Below are 19,053 nucleotides of genomic sequence, written 5' to 3'. Positions count from 1 at the left end.
AGTTATATATTATAATTAATTGTAATAGAAACAAAGGTAGGGGATGTTATGGTATACCAAAGTGAATTTGCTCTAGAAAATGAAATGATGGAACAGTTAGAATCAAATGGCTATGAAACTGTAACGATTAGAAATGAACAACAATTGTTGGATAATTTCCGTGCTATTCTCAATGAACGTCATGCTGATAAATTCAAAGATCAACCATTAACAGATAAAGAGTTTCAACGCTTATTAACGATGATTAATGGGAAAAGTATTTTTGAAAGTGCGCGTATTCTGCGCGATAAATTACCTTTAAAGCGTGATGATGAAACTGAAGAATATTTATCATTTTTAGATACAAAAAATTGGTGTAAAAACAAATTTCAAATTACAAATCAAGTGTCGGTAAACGATAAATATAAAGCAAGATATGATGTCACTATATTAGTGAATGGATTACCACTAGTTCAAATTGAACTTAAGCGTCGTGGGGTAGATATTAATGAAGCATTTAACCAAGTTATGCGTTATCGTAAACAAAACTACACAGGACTATTTCGATACATACAATTATTCGTTATAAGTAATGGCGTAGAAACACGTTATCTATCTAATAATGATGGTGATATATTAAAAAGCCATATGTTTTATTGGAGTGATAAAGATAACAAGCGTATTAATAATTTGAGTGACTTTACTAATTCATTTTTAAGACCATGCCAATTAGCTAAAATGATTTCACGCTATATGATAATCAATGAGACTGATCATATCCTCATGGCGATGCGTCCTTATCAAGTACATGCTGTTGAAGCATTAATCAATCAAGCGACTGAAACAAACAATAACGGTTATATTTGGCATACGACTGGAAGCGGTAAAACATTAACTTCGTTTAAAGCGAGTCAAATATTATCAGAACAAGATGACATCCAAAAAGTAATATTCCTAGTTGACCGTAAAGATTTAGACAGTCAGACAGAAGAAGAGTTTAATAAATTTGCTAAAGGTGCAGTAGATAAAACAAATAATACTTCGCAACTTGTTAGGCAGTTAAATGATAGAAGCTTACCGCTTATTGTTACAACTATACAAAAAATGTCGAAAGCTATTCAAAGTAACCCTAAAGCATTAGAGCAATATAAGACAAATAAAGTCGTATTTATTATTGATGAGTGTCATCGTAGTCAATTTGGTGATATGCACCGTATCGTTCGCCAACATTTCAATAATGCTCAGTACTTTGGTTTTACAGGAACACCTCGCTTTGAAGAAAATAAAAGTCAAGATGGTAGAAGTACAGCAGATATCTTCGGTAGATGTTTACACACTTATTTAATTAAAAATGCCATTCATGACGGTAATGTATTAGGATTTTCAGTGGATTATATTAATACAATAAAAACAAAAAATATAGATCTAGATTCAGAAGAATTGGTTGAAGGTATCAATAAAGATGAAGTATGGCTCGCTGATGATCGAATTAGACTCATTGCAAGACATATTGTTGAAAATCATGATAAATATACTAGAAATAGACAGTATTCAGCAATCTTAACAGTTCAAAGTATCCCAGCACTTATTAAATTTTATAATGTGTTTAAAGAGATTAATAAAGATTATGATAAACCGCTTAATATCGCAGGTGTGTATTCTTATTCACCAAATGAAGAAAGTACAGAAGGTAATGTAAAGGAAAAACATTCTAGAGATTCATTAGATGAAATAATAGCGGATTACAATGCAACATTTGGTACAAACTTTTCTACAGATACGTTCCAAGGGTACTTCAATCATATTTCAAATAGTGTTAAAAAGGGTGTTAAAGATAGCAAAATAGACGTCCTAATCGTTGTGAATATGTTCTTAACTGGATTTGATAGTAAAGTGTTGAACACTTTATATGTCGATAGAAACTTAAAACATCATGACTTAATTCAAGCTTACTCAAGAACTAATCGAGTGGAAAAAGAAACAAAACCATTCGGGAAAATTGTTAATTATCGTAATTTGAAGCGTCAAACAGATGAGGCGTTAAAGTTATTCTCACAAACAGAGGATACAGATCGTATATTAATGAGAAGTTATGAAGAGTATTTATCTGAGTTTGTAGATGCGTTAGCTGAACTGAAAACAATCGCTCAAAATCCAGAAGATATGGATAATGTCTTTGATGAAAATGATAAAAAATCATTTGTTGAAGCGTTCCGTCTTGTTTCTAAATTAGTGCTAAGACTGAAAACTTTCGAAGAATTCAACTTTACGAATGAAAATATAGGTATGGGTGAACAAGAGTTTGAAGACTACAAGAGTAAATACTTCGCGATATACGATGAAGTTAAGAATAAACACGGTGAAAATGAAAAAGTAACGATATTAAATGATATAGATTTCGAAATAGAAATTCTGCGTAATGACTTGATTAATGTGTCATATATCATGGAACTCGTACGTAAGATCGATTTGAAAGACAAAGAGGAACAACAACGAAATCGTGAACAAATTAGACGTATATTAGACAATGCAGATGACCCAACGCTTCGACTTAAACGTGACTTAATACGTGAGTTTATAGATGAAGTAGTGCCTAAATTAACTGAAGAAGATGATATAGATGAAGTTTATCTCAAGTTTGAAAATGCAAAACGGGAAGAAGAGTTTAAAAAGTTTGCTCATCAACAAGCAGTAGATGAAGAAATACTTAAGGCAATTACGGGAGAGTTTGAATTTAGTGGTATCGTTAATCAAGATGAATTAAAGGACCTTGTCGGAGATAAGAAACTTAGAGAAAAACGACAAACTAAAAAAGCAATTGCATCATTTATTGAAGAAGTGACATCAAAATATAGTTTTTAGATAGTAATTAAAACCTTTGTAATAGTATATTGCAGAGGTTTTGATATGCTTTTACAAACTCAAATAAGTAACATAAAACTAAAATGTACCAAATTAACGGAGGAAATAAAATGTCAATTACAGAAAAGCAACGCCAACAGCAAGCAGAATTACATAAACGTTTATGGTCTATAGCAAATGATTTAAGAGGAAATATGGATGCAAGTGAATTCCGTAATTACATACTAGGATTAATCTTCTATCGCTTTCTATCGGAAAAAGCAGAATCAGAAGTTGCTGAAGCATTATCTGGTGAAGATCTAACTTATGAAGAAGCATGGGAAGATGAAGAATATCGTGAAGACTTACAAGCAGAACTTTTAGAAAATGTTGGTTATTACATAGAGCCAAAAGACTTATTTGGCAATATGGTTAAAGAAATTGAAAACCAAAGATTTGATATTGAACATTTAGCACAAGCAATTAGAAAAGTAGAAACATCTACACTTGGAGAAGAAAGTGAAGAAGACTTTATCGGACTATTCAGCGATATGGATTTAAGTTCTACAAGATTAGGTAATACAGTTAAAGACCGAACTGCTTTATTGAGTAAAGTAATGGTTAATTTAGAAGATTTACCGTTCTTACATAGTGACATGGAAATAGATATGTTAGGTGATGCTTATGAATTCTTAATCGGACGATTTGCTGCAAATGCTGGTAAGAAAGCAGGAGAATTCTATACACCTCAACAAGTTTCAAAAATCTTATCTAAAATCGTAACATTAGGCAAAGATAAACTAAGAAATGTATATGACCCTACATGTGGTTCGGGTTCATTACTATTACGTGTAGGTAAAGAAACAACAGTATATCGTTACTATGGTCAAGAAAGAAACAATACAACATATAACTTAGCTAGAATGAACATGTTACTACATGACGTACGCTTTGAGAACTTTGATATTCATAACGGTGACACTTTAGAAGCACCAGCGTTCTTAGAAGAGAAATTCGATGCAGTAGTAGCTAACCCACCATACAGTGCAAAATGGAGTGCGGATAGTAAATTTGACGATGACGAAAGATTTAGTAATTACGGTAAACTAGCACCTAAATCAAAAGCAGACTTCGCCTTTATCCAACATATGGTGCACTATTTAGACGATGAAGGAACAATGGCAGTAGTCTTACCGCATGGTGTCTTATTCCGTGGCGCAGCAGAAGGCGTTATACGTAAGTACTTAATCGAAGAGAAGAACTATTTAGACGCAGTAATCGGTTTACCAGCAAACATATTTTACGGAACAAGTATACCAACATGTATTCTAGTATTAAAAAAATGCCGTAAATTAGATCAAGACGTGTTGTTTATAGATGCATCAAATGATTTCGAAAAAGGTAAAAATCAAAATAACCTAACAGACGAACACGTAGAAAAAATCATTAATACTTATACAAATAGAGAAACAATAGATAAATATAGTCATACAGCAAACCTAGAAGAAATCGCAGAAAATGACTATAACCTTAACATACCAAGATATGTCGATACATTTGAAGAAGAAGAACCAGTAGATTTAGAACAAGTACAAACAGATTTGAAAACGATAGAAGCGGAAATAAAAGAAGTAGAACAAGAAATAGAAGGCTACTTAAAAGAATTAGGAGTGGTGACACATGACTAATCAAGCGAAGAATGTACCAGAATTAAGATTTCCAGAGTTTGATGGGGAGTGGGAAGAATTAAGAATTGGTCAATTAGCAGAAATCGTAAGAGGCTCATCTCCAAGACCAATAAGCGATCCAAAATGGTTTGATAATAAATCAGAAATAGGATGGCTAAGGATTTCAGATGTAACTAAACAAAATGGTAGAATAACTAATTTAGAGCAAAGAATATCTGTGGATGGACAAAATAAAACAAGAGTTTTGCATAGTGAACATCTATTATTGAGTATTGCAGCAACGGTAGGTAAACCTGTAATTAACTATGTAAAAACTGGAGTACATGATGGTTTTTTAATTTTTCTAAATCCATTATTTGATATTGAGTATATGTTTCAATGGCTGGATGCATTCAGACCCAAATGGAAAAAATATGGTCAACCGGGTAGTCAAGTAAACTTAAATTCTGAATTAGTAAGATCTCAAAAAATAGTTATTCCAGATACTGTGGAACAAAAACGAATCGCTAAATTTTTCAACAAACTTGACCGACAAATTGAATTAGAGGAACAAAAGTTAGCGAAATTAGAAGAACAGAAAAAGGGATATATGCAAAAGATTTTCTCACAAGAACTGCGATTTAAAGATGAGAATGGGAATGAGTATCCGGAGTGGGAAGTTAAAAAACTTGGAGATATAGCTAATATTACAAAAGGATTTACTCCAAGTACAAAGAACAATGATTATTGGAATGATAAAAATAAGAACTGGCTATCTATTGCTGGAATGAGTGATAAATATTTATACAATGGTAATAAAGGGATAACCGAACTAGCTACTCAAAATCATAGTAAAGTTAGGGAAGAAACATTGATAATGAGTTTTAAGCTAACGCTAGGAAAATTAGGAATAGTAAAAAAACCAATGTATACTAATGAAGCCATTTGCCATTTTAATTGGAAAAATAAAAATATTGATACTGAATTTGTCTATTATTATTTAAATTATATAAATATAGCTAGCTTTGGTTCTCGAGCAGTTAAAGGAATTACTTTAAATAATGATTCTTTAAACAGTATAGTTATTAAATTACCATTATTATCAGAACAATTTAAAATTAGTAGATTACTTATTCAATGCGATACATTAATTGATAAACAATCTATTAAGATTGAATTTTTAAAAGAACGTAAACAAGGGCTCTTACAAAAGATGTTTATATAAGCTTAATTTTTATGATAGTTAATTAAGTATCACTAAAGGGGAATGAATATGACAAATACTCAATGGGTTATACCTTGTAATGTTAAATTCTATAATGTAGTTGCAGCGTTTGATAAGTTAGATGTTATTGATTGGAAGCAAAGTCCGAATTTAAAGAAGGCCAAGAAAGGTGATGTTCTTTATATATACATCTCTGCACCTATTAAGAGTATTAAATATCAATGTTTGATTAAAGAAGTTAACAAACCTAAGTCAACAATTGATGATAGTCAATTTGTTATCAAGGGTGATAATTATATTAACTATGGTAATTACATGGAATTAGAGTTATTGAACAAATTTGATGATGACCAATTAGATTTAGAATTTTTACAAGATAACGGGTTAAAAGGTAATGTTCAAGGTCCTATGACTTTAAAGGAACCTTTAAAAAGTTATATACAAAAAGTCTTGAAAACGAATATTTTAAATTTAGATAATGAATTAGAAAACACTGAATATGTCGAAGGTAAACCATATGTACAGTACGGTATTAAATATGAAAGAAATCAGGCATTAAGAAATGAAGCTCTTAAAATTCATGGAACTACATGTAAAGTATGTGGATTTGATTTTAAAGCTAAGTATGGCGATTTAGGCGAGGGTTTTATTGAAATTCATCATTTGAAACCAATGTTTTCAATAAAAAGAGAAATAAAAGTAAATCCACAAAAAGATTTAGTCCCACTATGTTCTAATTGCCACAAAATGATTCATAGAAATGCTAAACAACCTTTAACTATTAAAGAATTAACTAAAATAGTTAATCATAATAGCAAATAATTTAATATTTTATAAACTACCATTCAACCCTCTTAATTTATTAGGAGGGTTTTTGTCTGTGTGATTTTAAACGTGTGATATACTTTGTGTGATGAAATATAGAGTATCTATAGATAGGGTGATTGAGTATGAATTTCACAGAAGTAGAAATTATCGAACAGCTTGTAAATGCATATAAAGAAGCAGGAAAGCCTACTTACCCTCATGAGAATTTATATCGAGGACGTAATCATAGTATATCGGGGATTGGAGAAGACTTGCTGGGTGCTTATTTGATTAGTAGATTGGAAGGTGTCCGAATCTTTATTGATCAGCCTTTATCTATGATTGATAAATCTTTAAGTACAAGATATCCGGATTTATTAATTTGTGAAGATAACGTAATTAAGAATATACTCGAAGTTAAAATGGATTTAGGATATCAAAGGAAAGATTTTATAAATTATTGCCAAAAGAAAGAAGAATGGATTTCAAATATCGTAGGAAAACAGTGTGTATTGTCTAGAAAGAGAGAAGACAGAATTCCTATGAATATAGCTGATGATATTAAATTTCATGTCGTGATTTATAGTGAAAACAATGGACCGAAGCGGTTCGATGAAGAGATCATGCCTATCGTTAATGAAACATGTCCACACATTGAAGTATATGTCCTAACAAGTGGTCAGCATCCTAATTTAGCAGATGTTGATCTAGAAGGTATTAACATTAATAAAGGTGAATTTGAAAGACTCGTAAATGCGTTATAAAAATAGAGATTTTTAAAATTTAAAATATAATAATGAGAATGTGTCGGGTCACCTTAACCATTATAATAAAAGTCCTTTTAATTAATAATTTTCACATTTACTAAGATTTATTGAATGATATTTCATGCAGTTTAATTTCTGTATCAAAGATATAAGTTAGTAAATAAAACTCATTGTCATTTATGATATAATTATAGTATTAAATTATGGCATTTATTAATGTTAATTTACAATGTCTAAAAAAGGACAATTATATACTTGTATTACTTAAATTGTCAATTCTAGAGACATTAAAAGTGGTTCTGAAATATTGTTGTTATAGGCTTTTTATACTTAACTAATCGAATATACCCCCGTAAATAAGGGGACGAGAACCATTTTTAATTACCACCCTTTTATTTTTTGAAATTAAACGAATATAACCCCGTAAATAAGGGACGAGAACTCAATTCCGTTGTAGCTTGTTAAATTAAAGTCCGTAATCGAATATAACCCCGTAAAAAAGGGGACGAGAACTTAATCCAATGAGTCACAACTCTTTCAATTCCCAATCGAATATAACCCCGTAAAAAAGGGGACGAGAACGTGATTTCTTCATCAATTTCTACTGTGAAAGTATCAAATCGAATATAACCCCGAAAATAAGGGGACGAGAACATCATTTTTCTGATTTTTGTAAAATAGCAATATTAAAATCGAATAAAACCCCGTAAATAAGGGGACGAGAACGGTAGTGACATCTTATTCATACAACACCCACTTTCTAATCGAATATACCCCCGTAAATAAGGGGGACGAGAACCCGTCATAGTCACCGTAAAAGATTATGTCATAGTCAATCGAATATACCCCCGTAAAAAAGGGGACGAGAACACATAATCACTTGCCAACTCGTCACGTTCTAGCTAATCGAATATAACCCCGAAAATAAGGGGATGAGAATCTATGAACTCTATCTCCTACTTTGAATTTCATTAGCAAATCGAATAAAGGGGACGGGTACTTTTCTCCGAATGTCCATTGTTTACAGTAATCATGAATCGAATAAAACCCCATAAAAAAGGGGACGAGAACCTTCTTGTGATATGAATCTTGTATTTCTCTTCTAATCGAATATACCCCGTAAAAAAGGGGGCGAGAACTAGCTTGCACCCACTACTTGTGTACGCCAAGTACCCTCAATCGAATATACCCCCGTAAGTAAGGGGACGAGAACTACGTTGAATTTGTTCAAACGCTTCTGTTAATTCCAATCGAATATACCCCCGTAAAAAGGGGGCGAGAACTGGTCTGTAAAGTCAATTCCTGCCATTTGGAATGAGGATCGAAATACTCTCATAAGCAAGGGAGAACGAACTCAAACTATTAATCTTAAATTCAATCACTTTATATAGCGTATATAATGGGAGAATGTATAAGTAGATCTTACCGTTAGAAAATAATTAATTGTAACTTGTTATGAGTATTTGCATTTAGTAAAGTAGAAGTAATTTAATAAAGTATAGTTATTGTTTGAACACATTATTTGTTGATTTAAAATGAGGTTTAACTTGAAAATACCTTAATCTAACTGGTGTAGATAAAAACGCTATGATTGTAGAATGGATTTGCTTGTAGTAAATAAAAAAGGGGACGAGAACATAATAACCTCGATTTTATTTTGTGATTTTAGCATAATCGAATATACCCCCGTAAATAAGAGGACGAGAACTTTATTGATATAAAACATGTATGATAGTTTAGCTAATCGAATATAACTCCGTAAATAAGGGGACGAGAACAAAACTTCCAATTGCTCCGATTTATCCAATTGATAATCGAATATAGCTACAAAGAAAAATGGAGGGATTTATAAGTTGATATTACGTATAGTTCGTTCATCGAACATGAAAATCTAAGAATATACTCTTTTGGTTGTATAGGTATTTGTAACTTGTTATGAGGATAGGTATTTAGTAAAGTAGAAGTAATTTAATATAAGGATAGGTATTATTTGTATACATTATTTGTTGATTTAAAATGAGGTTTACCTTGAAAAAGACTCTAATCTAACTGATGGAAATAAAAGCACTATGATTGAAAAATGGATCAGCTAGTCGTAAATAAAAAAGGGACGAGAACAACTCATAATCAACCATCATTGCACGTATTTCTTTAATTGCATATAACCCTGTAAAAAAGGGGACGAGAACAGTAATGCCCTACACAACATTATATTTTATCTTTCAATCGAATATAACCCTGTAAAAAAGGGACGAGAACCTTGCGTACAAGTTTATTCAATCCTTCTTTACTTGAATCGAATATACCCCCGTAAAAAAGGGGACGAGAACTGCGAGTCTTAATTTATGATTCATAAAATCTACTTTTAATCGAATATACCCCCAAAAATAAGGGGACGAGAACCCAAACTTTCCTTTAGTGTTGATAAATAATGCTTCAAAACGAATATACCCCCGAAAATAAGGGGACGAGAACTAAGTCCTGTTTTGTTCTGTTGTTTAAATTTTTTAATCGAATATACCCCCGAAAATAAGGGGGCGAGAACTGGTCTGTAAAGTCAATTCCTGCCATTTGGAATGAGAATCGAAATACTCTTATAAGCAAGTGAGAACGAATTCAAACTATTAATCTCAAATTCAATCACTTTATATAGCGTATGTAATCGGCGAATGTATAAGTAAATCTTACAGTTAGAAAATAATTAATTGTAACTTGTTATGAGTATTTGCATTTAGTAAAGTAGAAGTAATTTAATAAAGGATAGTTATTATTCGAACACATTTTTTGTTGATTTAAAATGAGATTTAACTTGAAAATACCTTAATCTAACTGGTGTAGATAAAAACGCTATGATTGTAGAATGGATTTGCTTGTAGTAAATAAAAAAGGGGACGAGAACATAATAACCTCGATTTTATTTTGTAATTTTAGCATAATCGAATATACCCCGTAAAAAAGGGGACGAGAACTGTTTATGAACTTTTGTTCTTGTAATATTCTTGTTAACCGAATATACCCCCGTAAAAAAGGGGACGAGAACAGCCAAAATATTAATGAATGTTCAAACGGTGTAATAAATCGAATATAACCCCGTAAAAAAGGGGACGAGGACGTTATAGTGAAAATCAATTTACGCTTTCAGAAATAAATCTAAGATACTCCATAAAAAAGGGGAGGAAATTTAGTCAAAAGTTTTGTGATTGTTATAAATAAAGTGATAATGCAAGCGAAATTTTCTGAATTTACAGCTAATTCATATATATTTTGTTGTAAAAATTTAAGATTTAACTTATTCTTTAGTAGAGTAATCAATCGCAATTAGTATTGTTATGTATTATATTTTTCTAACATCAATATTAGTTTTTAATTTGTTTACTATTTCAAGTGCAAAGTATGTAAATTTTTAATGAAAGTACTTAATTAATATTCAGAATAATAAGGTGAAGAAGCTAAGACGCATTTGAGGAAATAACCTCAATTGCTATTTTATAAGGGGAGGAAGTTATGGATAAAAAAACAGCTCTAATGTATGGTTCTTTATTACATGATATAGGAAAGATTGTATATCGTAGCAACGACCATCCTTTTGTAAGAGGTACACATTCAAAATTAGGCTATCAATTTTTAAAACAATTTGATGGATTTAATCAAAAGGACATTATTGAAAGTGTTGCATGTCATCATTATAAAGAATTAGTTCGCGCAAATATTGAGGATGATAGCAATGCTTATATTACATATATAGCAGATAACATTGCCAGTGGTATTGATCGTAGAGATGCTATCGAAGAAGGTACAACTGAATATGAAGAGAAAAATTTTAACTTTGATAGATATACGCCATTATATAGTGTGTTCAATATTGTAAATGAAGATAAAAAAGGTAAAACTAATGGAAAATTTAAATTTAATATAAATACTAATGTTGAGTATCCAGCTGAAGATAATGTCCGATATACAAGTGGACAGTATACATCGTTGTTAAAAAATATGAATGAAGACTTAGCAAATAAACTTAAAGCGAATCATCATCATTTCCCTTCCTTATTACAATGGACAGAAAGTTTATGGCAATTTGTACCAAGTTCTACAAATAAAAACGAACTTATAGATATATCACTTTATGATCATAGTAGAATTACCTGTGCTATTGCTACATGTATTTATGATTATTTAAATGAGCAGAATATTGATAATTACAAGCAAGCATTATTTTCAAATTATAATAATACTAAAGAATTTTATGGAAAAGAAGCATTTTTATTGTTGAGTATGGATATGAGTGGTATTCAAGATTTTATTTATAATATTAGTGGTTCTAAAGCATTAAAGAGCTTGCGTTCTAGAAGTTTTTATTTAGAGTTAATGCTAGAAATTATTGTTGATAAATTTATTGAAGAAATTCATGTAAGTCGTGCAAATCTTCTATATACAGGTGGAGGTCATGCATATTTACTTATTCCAAATACGGAATATGTGAAGCATAAATTAAATGAATTTAATTCTGAACTAAAAGAATGGTTTATTCAGGAGTTTAAGACAGACTTATCTGTTTCAATTGCATATGAATCATGTAGTGGTGATGATTTAATGAATACGAATGGTACTTATAGAGATATTTGGCGTAACCTTAGCAGTAAACTCTCTGATATGAAATCTCACAAATATAATGCTGAAGAAATTATACGAATGAATCAAACTCGTTCTAATGGTGAAAGAGAGTGTAAAGAATGCTTAAGAAGTGATGTTGAAATTAGTAATGATGGTTTATGTTCTACATGTGAAGGAATTATAAATATTTCAAATGACTTGAGAGATAAATCATTTTTTATCGTTTCAAAATCCGGAAAACTCAAAATGCCATTTAATAAATATATTTCTGTGATTGATTATGATGAGGCTGAGTATAAAGCAAAACAAATGGATGAGATTCAAATATATAGTAAAAATGAACCATACATTGGTGTAGGACTTTCTACTAATCTTTGGATGTGTGATTACGATTTTGCAAGTAAAAATGTTGAAACACGTGAGATGGGTATTGGTAGCTATATTCAGCGTGAAGAAGGCATTCAAAGATTGGGTGTAGTGAGAGCTGATATAGATAATTTAGGAGCAACATTTATATCCGGAATATCAGATAAGTATAATTCAATATCAAGAACAGCTACTTTATCACGACAACTGTCACTGTTTTTTAAATTTGAACTTAATAATATATTAGATAATTATCAAATTACAGCTATTTACTCTGGTGGAGATGATTTGTTCTTAATAGGTTCGTGGGATGATATTATCGATGCGAGTATTAAAATTAGTAATCGTTTTAAATCATTTACATTAGGAAAATTAACACTTTCAGCAGGAGTAGGCATGTTTCCATCTAAATATCCTATATCAAAGATGGCTTTTGAAACAGGTATCCTAGAAGAATTCGCGAAGACAGGGGATAAGAATCAAATTGCTTTATGGAGAGATGATAAGGTAATGACTTGGAGAGAATTAGAAGATGAAGTGCTTGATGAAAAATTATCTATTCTTAAAAAAGGATTTTTAGAAACAGATGATCATGGAAAGGCATTTATCTATAAAATATTATCTTTATTACGACATGATGAAAAAATAAATATAGCTAGATTGGCATACCTTCTAGCAAGAAGTAATATGTCAGGGGAATTTACTTCGAAAATATTTGAATGGTCGCAAAATGGAGAAGATAAACAACAATTGATTACTGCATTAGAATTTTATGTTTATCAAATAAGGGAGGCTAATTAACTTGGAATTAATAAAAACTAAAGATGGAACAACGGTAAATCTTAATTTTGCACAAAAAATTGTTGAAAAGAACTTGAAACCAAACCAAAACAAGAGATCTTATGAAAAGTACTCTCTATTTAATGGACTATCTACAAGTAAGTTGCGCAATTTAATGGAACAAGTAAATCGTTTATATACTATTGCGTTTAATTTGAATGAAGAGGAATTACCAGAATCTTTTATAGATGAACTAGAGTACTTAAAGGTTAAGTTCTATTATGAGGCAGGTAGAGAAAAATCAGTTAATAAATTTATAGATGAAACATACATGCTTGAGATTATAGACAAAATTATTGAAAAGAGATCTAAAAAATATTTTCTTGATTACTGTAAATATTTCGAAGCTCTAGTAGCATTTTCAAAATACTATAAAAAGGAGGATGAAAAATAATATGTATTCTAAATTAAAAATTACTGGAAAAATAGAAGTTGTAACTGGCCTACATATAGGTGGCGGTGGTGAATCAAGTATGATAGGTGCAATTGATTCACCAGTTGTGAGAGATTTACAGACTAAAATGCCTATTATTCCTGGTAGCTCAATAAAAGGGAAAATGAGAACATTATTGGCCAAAAAATATGGTTTAAAATTAAGTCAAGAAAGTCACAATGATGATGTTGATGAAGTATTACGTCTATTTGGATCCAGTAAAAAAGGAAATATAAAGAGAGCGAGATTACAGATATCAGATGCTTTTTATTCAGAAGATACGAAGTCATATTTCCAAAAGAATGACATTTCATTTACTGAAACGAAGTTTGAAAATACAATTAATAGATTAACTGCAGTAGCTAACCCTAGACAAATTGAACGTGTTACGAGAGGTTCGGAGTTTGACTTTACATTTATATATAATGTTGAAGATGAATCGGAAATTGAGTCTGACTTTCAAAATATTAAAGATGCTATCCACTTACTTGAAAATGATTATCTTGGTGGTGGTGGTACGCGCGGTAATGGACGTGTCCTATTTAAAGATGTGAAAGTTGAAACGGTAGTAGGTAATTATGATAGTTCAAATTTAAATATTAAGTAGGTGAGCACAATGCCAACAAAAATTTATAAACTAAATTTTAAAGATGCAGTTCATTTTGGTAAGAAAAGATTATCTGATAGTGAGATGACGATTGCATCCGATACATTATTTAGTGCTTTATATATAGAGGCATTACAAATGAATATGCCAACAGATTGGTTATTAAATGAACTACTTATAAGCGATACATTTCCATTTGAACAAGAAATATTTTATTTACCAAAACCTTTAATCAAAATAACTTCTAGTGAAGAAGGTAATCATAAAGATTTTAAAAAATTAAAATATATACCTGCTTATCACTATAATGACTATATTCAAGGAAGATTAAGTGCAGAAGATGCTAAAGACTTAAATGAAATTTTTGAGTTAGGTAAATACTCATTACAAACGAAGGTATCTTTACAAGCGCAAATTGATGACCCTAACATAGATAGTGAGCCATATTCGGTTGGAACATTTAGATTTGAAGACCATGCGGGTTTATATTTTATTGCAAATGGCACACAACAGTCATTATCCTATCTTGAAGAAGTGTTGAATTCCATACAATATTCTGGTTTGGGTGGAAAACGTTCGGCAGGATATGGGCGTTTTAGATATTCTTTAACTGATAATAAAGAGTTGCTATCATTGTTAGATATTAAAGGAAGTCAATATGTCCTTTTATCCACGGCAATGGCAAAAGATAGTGAAATAGAGAATGTTTGTACTGAAGCTAGATACATTCTGAAAAAACGTTCGGGGTTTGTTCAATCACAAAATTATGCAGATAATATAGTTAAGAAACGAGATTTTTATAGTTTTACACCTGGTTCAGTATTTAATAGGACTTTTGAAGGTGACATTTATAATGTAGGTGATAGTGGTAAACATCCAGTATACCGCTATGCGAAACCGTTATGGTTGGAGGTGTAGATAGGATAATGAACACTAAAACTTATACAGTATCGATAAAAATGATTGGTCCAGTTTTTATAGGTGGAGGAGAAACCTTAAAAAAGCAAAATTACATTTATGATTTTCATAAAAGTAAAGTCCATATGATAAATGGACCGAAATTTGTAAAATTTTTAAAAGCAAAAGGTCTTTTAAAGCAGTATCAAGAATTTCTCCGATATCCATCAAAAGCACCTCGAGAGCAAGGTTTAAAATATTTTTTAGATAAAAATATTCGTCAAAATGAATGGGGAAATTTTATAAGTCATACTGAACAAGTGCATCAAGGTAAACGAAGCGGCAACAATCAAGCGAAACCGCTTAATGATATTCAATTAATAGTCAGAGATGGCCAAGGTAAAGTATATATACCTGGGAGTTCTTTAAAAGGTGCTTTAAGAACCATTCTAGAGTCAAATTTTTCTGGACCAAAGTTGGAATATAATAAAATAGTAGTAAGTGATTCTAAACCAATTGATGAAAAAAATTTAGCAATTTATGAAAAGATAGATATTAATAAACGTGATAAACCAATGCCTCTTTATAGAGAGTGTTTAGACATAGATACTGAAGTTGAGATGATACTTACTATTAAAGATAATGCTATATCTATAGAAGATATAGAAAAGAGTATTCGTCAGTTTTATAAAAACTATTATGACAAATGGCTTTCAGGATTTAAGTCATCACCTGGTGGCAAAGAATTTGCCTTAAAAGGTGGTATACCAGAAAATATCAAGGAGCCAATTATTTACTTAGGTGGTGGTGTTGGGTTTGTTAGTAAAACAACACATTATCAAAATCATGATAAAGAAACCGCTAAAAAAGAAGCATTTAATGTTCTCAGAAATAAGTTTAGAAAAACTTATGGCAAGTTTAAATATATTCCTGATAATGTTCCAATTGCTTTAAAAGGAACTGTTAATCAAAGTAAAAATGAATGGTATCAGCAAGGAATGTGTACAATTACTTTTAATGAAATGATTAAGTAAATGGAGGTATTTAAATGAGTGTACTGTTTAGTCCAGTTGGAAATTCTGATCCATGGAGAAGTGGTAGAGATGGAGCTATGTTACATATTATAAGACATTACAAACCCAAAAAAGTCGTTTTATTCTTTACAGAAAGCTTATGGGAAGGTAATGATATTAGATATGGGCATAAAAATTATGATTGGGAAACAATTATTCATGCAGTATCTCCTAACACAGAAGTAAGTAAGATTATTAGAAAAATAGATAATGCTCAGGATTTTGATAGCTTTAAAGAAGAATTTCATTATTCTATTAATACTATTGAACAACAATACCCTGAAGAAGAGATACTATTAAATGTGACGAGTGGAACGCCTCAAATGGAAGCGACTCTTTGTTTGGAATATATTGTTTATCCAGATAGTAAAAAGTGTATACAGGTTTCAACACCAGAAAAAAGTAGTAATGCGAATTTAAGTTATGCTAATCCGCAAAACACTCTAGAACAATTAGAAAATGTGAATCATAATGAATCATTAAGTGAAGCACGATTTAAAGAAATAGAAATCATTAGTTTTAGAGAAGCTATGATTAGATCACAATTGTTAAGTTTGATAGATAATTATGACTATGAAGGTGCACTGAATTTAATAAACTTACAAAAATCATTTCGTAATAAAAGAAAACTTGTTCAAATTTTAGGTGAAATTACACAAAATATTAAAACACATAAAGTATTTCCAGATATACAGAATAAATATAGTGATGAGACACAGGCAAAATTACTATTTCATTTTTTATTGCTACAAATGAGATATAATCGTGGTGATATTGCAGAGTTTTTAATTAGAGTAAAATCTATAGCTGAATATATCGCGGAATATCAACTCAATCAAAAACATCCAAATATTATTGAATATAAAAGAGGTATGCCAAAACTCAACAGTGAGGAATCTAGCTTTTTATTATTATTTAAAAGGCACATGAAAGAAAATAAAATGGAATTTAAGATAGATAATACACTAGGATTACCTGCATATGTACATATTTTTAAAGTTCTAGATCCAAACTCAACTTTTACAAGTGATTTAGATAAAATATTAAAAATAAATGGTTTACGAAACTCTGTTGCCCATCGATTAGAGGCTATCAATGTTACTGATAAATCAAACAAAAAAACTCTGAAAAACTCGATGAATTCGATAAAATCATTATTAGAAATTGTATTTCCGAATATCAATCAAGGAGACTATGATTACTTTGAAAATAAGAATGAAGAAATTAGGAATATAATATGATAACTAAGATAAAAATAGAATTAGACATACCTAAACCAATTCAAGCTAGGTATATGGGAAGCGTCTTACATGGTGCCCTTATGGAATACTTACCAAATGACGTTGCAGAGCAACTTCATCATAATTTTGCATACAGTCCTCTAAAACAAAGAATTTATTTAGAAGGTAATAAAAACATATGGGAAATTGTAAGCATATCAGAAGAATTAAGTAAAAATTTAATATATGTATTTAGTACAGAAAATACTTTTTACTTGAAACACTACCAAGAATCTATTAAATTAAATCAATTTAATGTTGAGAAATATAGTATAAATGAAATGATGGCATCATATTTAGGTGAAGAAGCACTAACAAAATTTATTAAAATAAAGATACTAACACCTATGTCATTTAAATCTAATCAAAGCTATATGATTTTTCCAGATATAAAAAAATTCTTCCGAAGCATAATGATACAGTTTGATGCGTTCTTTAATGAATATGATATGTACGATAGAGAAACATTAGAGTTTTTAGGTGAAAATGTCTTTATTGTTGATTATAGAATGAAAAGTTCTCGATTTAATTTAGAAAAAGTAAAAATCCCTTCTTTCTTAGGTGAATTTACTATCAAAGTTAATGGCCCAGCACCATTTTTACAACTCATACACTTTTTGTTGGAATTTGGAGAGTTGTCAGGTGTAGGTATTAAAACGAGTTTAGGAATGGGAAAATATTCAATCATTAGAAATTAAAATAAACAGCCTAAGGTTTCATGACCTTAGGCTGTTTTTTATATTCTATTCCTACTTATCATTAAATTTTTCTAATACGATTTTAGCTGTTTCGCTGACTACTTTGTCGTTTGGTTTATCTGTCTTGCCTTCTTTGTTTGTGAATATAACTAGAACAATTGGTTTTGATTCACCTTTAGGGTATACGAAAGCAACATCATTTCTTGATGCATAAGTAATCGCTTGTCCGCTCTTATCTGCTACTTTAAAATTCTTTGGTGCACCTTTTTTGATTAAAGTATCTCCACTTTTGTTATTGATCATTAAATCAATTAAGAATGCTTTATTTTCTTTTGATAAACGACCATCGTTGATCAGTTTATTGAGTGTTTTTCCAAAAGCTTTTGGTGTTGATGTATCTTTATTACTCTTTGGATCATAATTGTTTAATTCAGGTTCCATTCTTGAAGGCTTAGTAGTCTTATCATCTAATGACTTTAGCCTTTTATTGACTTCTTTATAGCCACCTACTTCTTCAATAATCATATTATTAGCAGTATTGTCACTGTATAACATCGTTGCTTCGATTAATTTTTTGATCGTGATATCTTTATTGATAAATTTTTCTAGTACAGGCGAGTATGGCACAATGTCTTCTTTACTAACATGAACTTTCTTATTTAATTCATTGTGAGGTGTCTTTTCAAGTAACATCGCACTACTTACAGCTTTGAAAGTTGAAGCATAGGCAAATCTCTTATCTTCATTAAAGGTAATTTCTTCATCAGTTGCAGTATTTAAAGCATAAACACCTACATTAGCATCATATTTATCTTCTACCTTCTTCAAATCTTGCGTTGTCGCATCAGCAGTACTGCAGGCACTGAGCAACAATATAGATGCGATCATTAATATCAATTTTTTCATAACATATACCTCCTTAGACTTGGTATATATACTATCATATTAATAATATGATAGTT

The 19,053-nt window shown here is 30.5% G+C and carries 13 protein-coding genes; 12 read left to right on the top strand and 1 reads right to left on the bottom strand.

Annotated elements, in window-relative coordinates:
* Positions 1 to 48: 48 nt before the first annotated feature.
* From LQ677_RS10075 to cas6, 12 genes are all read left to right on the top strand, one after another.
* Positions 49 to 2,841, top strand: a complete 2,793-nt coding sequence (locus tag LQ677_RS10075) for a type I restriction endonuclease subunit R (protein WP_239748802.1) — start codon at positions 49 to 51, stop codon at positions 2,839 to 2,841.
* A gap of 110 nt (positions 2,842 to 2,951) precedes the next feature.
* Complete coding sequence (locus tag LQ677_RS10070) at positions 2,952 to 4,508, top strand: type I restriction-modification system subunit M (protein WP_239748801.1); 1,557 nt, start codon at positions 2,952 to 2,954, stop codon at positions 4,506 to 4,508.
* Positions 4,501 to 5,712, top strand: coding sequence for a restriction endonuclease subunit S (locus tag LQ677_RS10065; protein ID WP_239748800.1), 1,212 nt, complete (start codon positions 4,501 to 4,503; stop codon positions 5,710 to 5,712). The genes LQ677_RS10070 and LQ677_RS10065 overlap by 8 nt, the downstream gene beginning before the upstream one ends.
* 48 nt (positions 5,713 to 5,760) lie before the next feature.
* A complete protein-coding gene (locus LQ677_RS10060) occupies positions 5,761 to 6,534 on the top strand; it encodes an HNH endonuclease (protein WP_239748799.1) in 774 nt (257 codons plus the stop codon).
* A 128-nt stretch (positions 6,535 to 6,662) separates the two neighbouring features.
* Positions 6,663 to 7,283 (top strand): hypothetical protein, encoded by a 621-nt coding sequence (locus LQ677_RS10055; protein WP_239748798.1) that lies wholly within the window; start codon positions 6,663 to 6,665, stop codon positions 7,281 to 7,283.
* A gap of 3,507 nt (positions 7,284 to 10,790) precedes the next feature.
* Positions 10,791 to 13,064 carry a type III-A CRISPR-associated protein Cas10/Csm1 gene (gene cas10, locus LQ677_RS10050; protein ID WP_239748797.1) on the top strand — a complete coding sequence of 758 codons (2,274 nt, stop codon included), beginning with the start codon at positions 10,791 to 10,793 and terminating at the stop codon, positions 13,062 to 13,064.
* A gap of 1 nt (position 13,065) precedes the next feature.
* Entirely contained in the window at positions 13,066 to 13,497 is a 432-nt protein-coding gene (csm2, locus tag LQ677_RS10045; RefSeq protein WP_196968726.1) for a type III-A CRISPR-associated protein Csm2, read from the top strand.
* A 1-nt stretch (position 13,498) separates the two neighbouring features.
* Positions 13,499 to 14,143, top strand: a complete 645-nt coding sequence (csm3, locus tag LQ677_RS10040) for a type III-A CRISPR-associated RAMP protein Csm3 (protein WP_196968725.1) — start codon at positions 13,499 to 13,501, stop codon at positions 14,141 to 14,143.
* Between the two features lie 9 nt (positions 14,144 to 14,152).
* The gene (csm4, locus tag LQ677_RS10035; protein ID WP_239748796.1) at positions 14,153 to 15,061 is read left to right on the top strand and encodes a type III-A CRISPR-associated RAMP protein Csm4; all 909 of its coding nucleotides are present in this window, start codon (positions 14,153 to 14,155) and stop codon (positions 15,059 to 15,061) included.
* 8 nt (positions 15,062 to 15,069) lie between these two features.
* Positions 15,070 to 16,074, top strand: a complete 1,005-nt coding sequence (locus LQ677_RS10030; protein WP_239748795.1) for an RAMP superfamily CRISPR-associated protein — start codon at positions 15,070 to 15,072, stop codon at positions 16,072 to 16,074.
* Positions 16,075 to 16,088: 14 nt separating this feature from the next.
* Positions 16,089 to 17,354 carry a type III-A CRISPR-associated CARF protein Csm6 gene (gene csm6, locus LQ677_RS10025; RefSeq protein ID WP_239748794.1) on the top strand — a complete coding sequence of 422 codons (1,266 nt, stop codon included), beginning with the start codon at positions 16,089 to 16,091 and terminating at the stop codon, positions 17,352 to 17,354.
* On the top strand, positions 17,351 to 18,091 hold the full coding sequence (gene cas6, locus LQ677_RS10020) for a CRISPR-associated endoribonuclease Cas6 (RefSeq protein WP_239748793.1): 741 nt from the start codon (positions 17,351 to 17,353) through the stop codon (positions 18,089 to 18,091). The genes csm6 and cas6 overlap by 4 nt, the downstream gene beginning before the upstream one ends.
* A gap of 51 nt (positions 18,092 to 18,142) precedes the next feature.
* Here cas6 and bla read toward each other — a convergent pair whose 3' ends face one another.
* Positions 18,143 to 18,997, bottom strand: coding sequence for a BlaZ-like penicillin-hydrolyzing class A beta-lactamase (bla, locus tag LQ677_RS10015; protein ID WP_239748792.1), 855 nt, complete (start codon positions 18,995 to 18,997; stop codon positions 18,143 to 18,145).
* Positions 18,998 to 19,053: the final 56 nt, after the last annotated feature.

This window comes from Mammaliicoccus sp. Q-M61 (assembly GCF_022386055.1).
GTDB lineage: Bacteria > Bacillota > Bacilli > Staphylococcales > Staphylococcaceae > Mammaliicoccus > Mammaliicoccus sciuri_A.
Note: the sequence above shows the minus strand (reverse complement) of the source record. Positions and strands in the feature narration are given on the sequence as shown.

Coding starts and splice junctions, on each gene's coding strand:
- LQ677_RS10075 (WP_239748802.1), top strand. CDS start 49: ATGGTATACCAAAGTGAATTTGCTCTAGAAAATGAAATGATGGAACAG.
- LQ677_RS10070 (WP_239748801.1), top strand. CDS start 2,952: ATGTCAATTACAGAAAAGCAACGCCAACAGCAAGCAGAATTACATAAA.
- LQ677_RS10065 (WP_239748800.1), top strand. CDS start 4,501: ATGACTAATCAAGCGAAGAATGTACCAGAATTAAGATTTCCAGAGTTT.
- LQ677_RS10060 (WP_239748799.1), top strand. CDS start 5,761: ATGACAAATACTCAATGGGTTATACCTTGTAATGTTAAATTCTATAAT.
- LQ677_RS10055 (WP_239748798.1), top strand. CDS start 6,663: ATGAATTTCACAGAAGTAGAAATTATCGAACAGCTTGTAAATGCATAT.
- cas10 (WP_239748797.1), top strand. CDS start 10,791: ATGGATAAAAAAACAGCTCTAATGTATGGTTCTTTATTACATGATATA.
- csm3 (WP_196968725.1), top strand. CDS start 13,499: ATGTATTCTAAATTAAAAATTACTGGAAAAATAGAAGTTGTAACTGGC.
- csm4 (WP_239748796.1), top strand. CDS start 14,153: ATGCCAACAAAAATTTATAAACTAAATTTTAAAGATGCAGTTCATTTT.
- LQ677_RS10030 (WP_239748795.1), top strand. CDS start 15,070: ATGAACACTAAAACTTATACAGTATCGATAAAAATGATTGGTCCAGTT.
- csm6 (WP_239748794.1), top strand. CDS start 16,089: ATGAGTGTACTGTTTAGTCCAGTTGGAAATTCTGATCCATGGAGAAGT.
- cas6 (WP_239748793.1), top strand. CDS start 17,351: ATGATAACTAAGATAAAAATAGAATTAGACATACCTAAACCAATTCAA.
- bla (WP_239748792.1), bottom strand. CDS start 18,997: ATGAAAAAATTGATATTAATGATCGCATCTATATTGTTGCTCAGTGCC.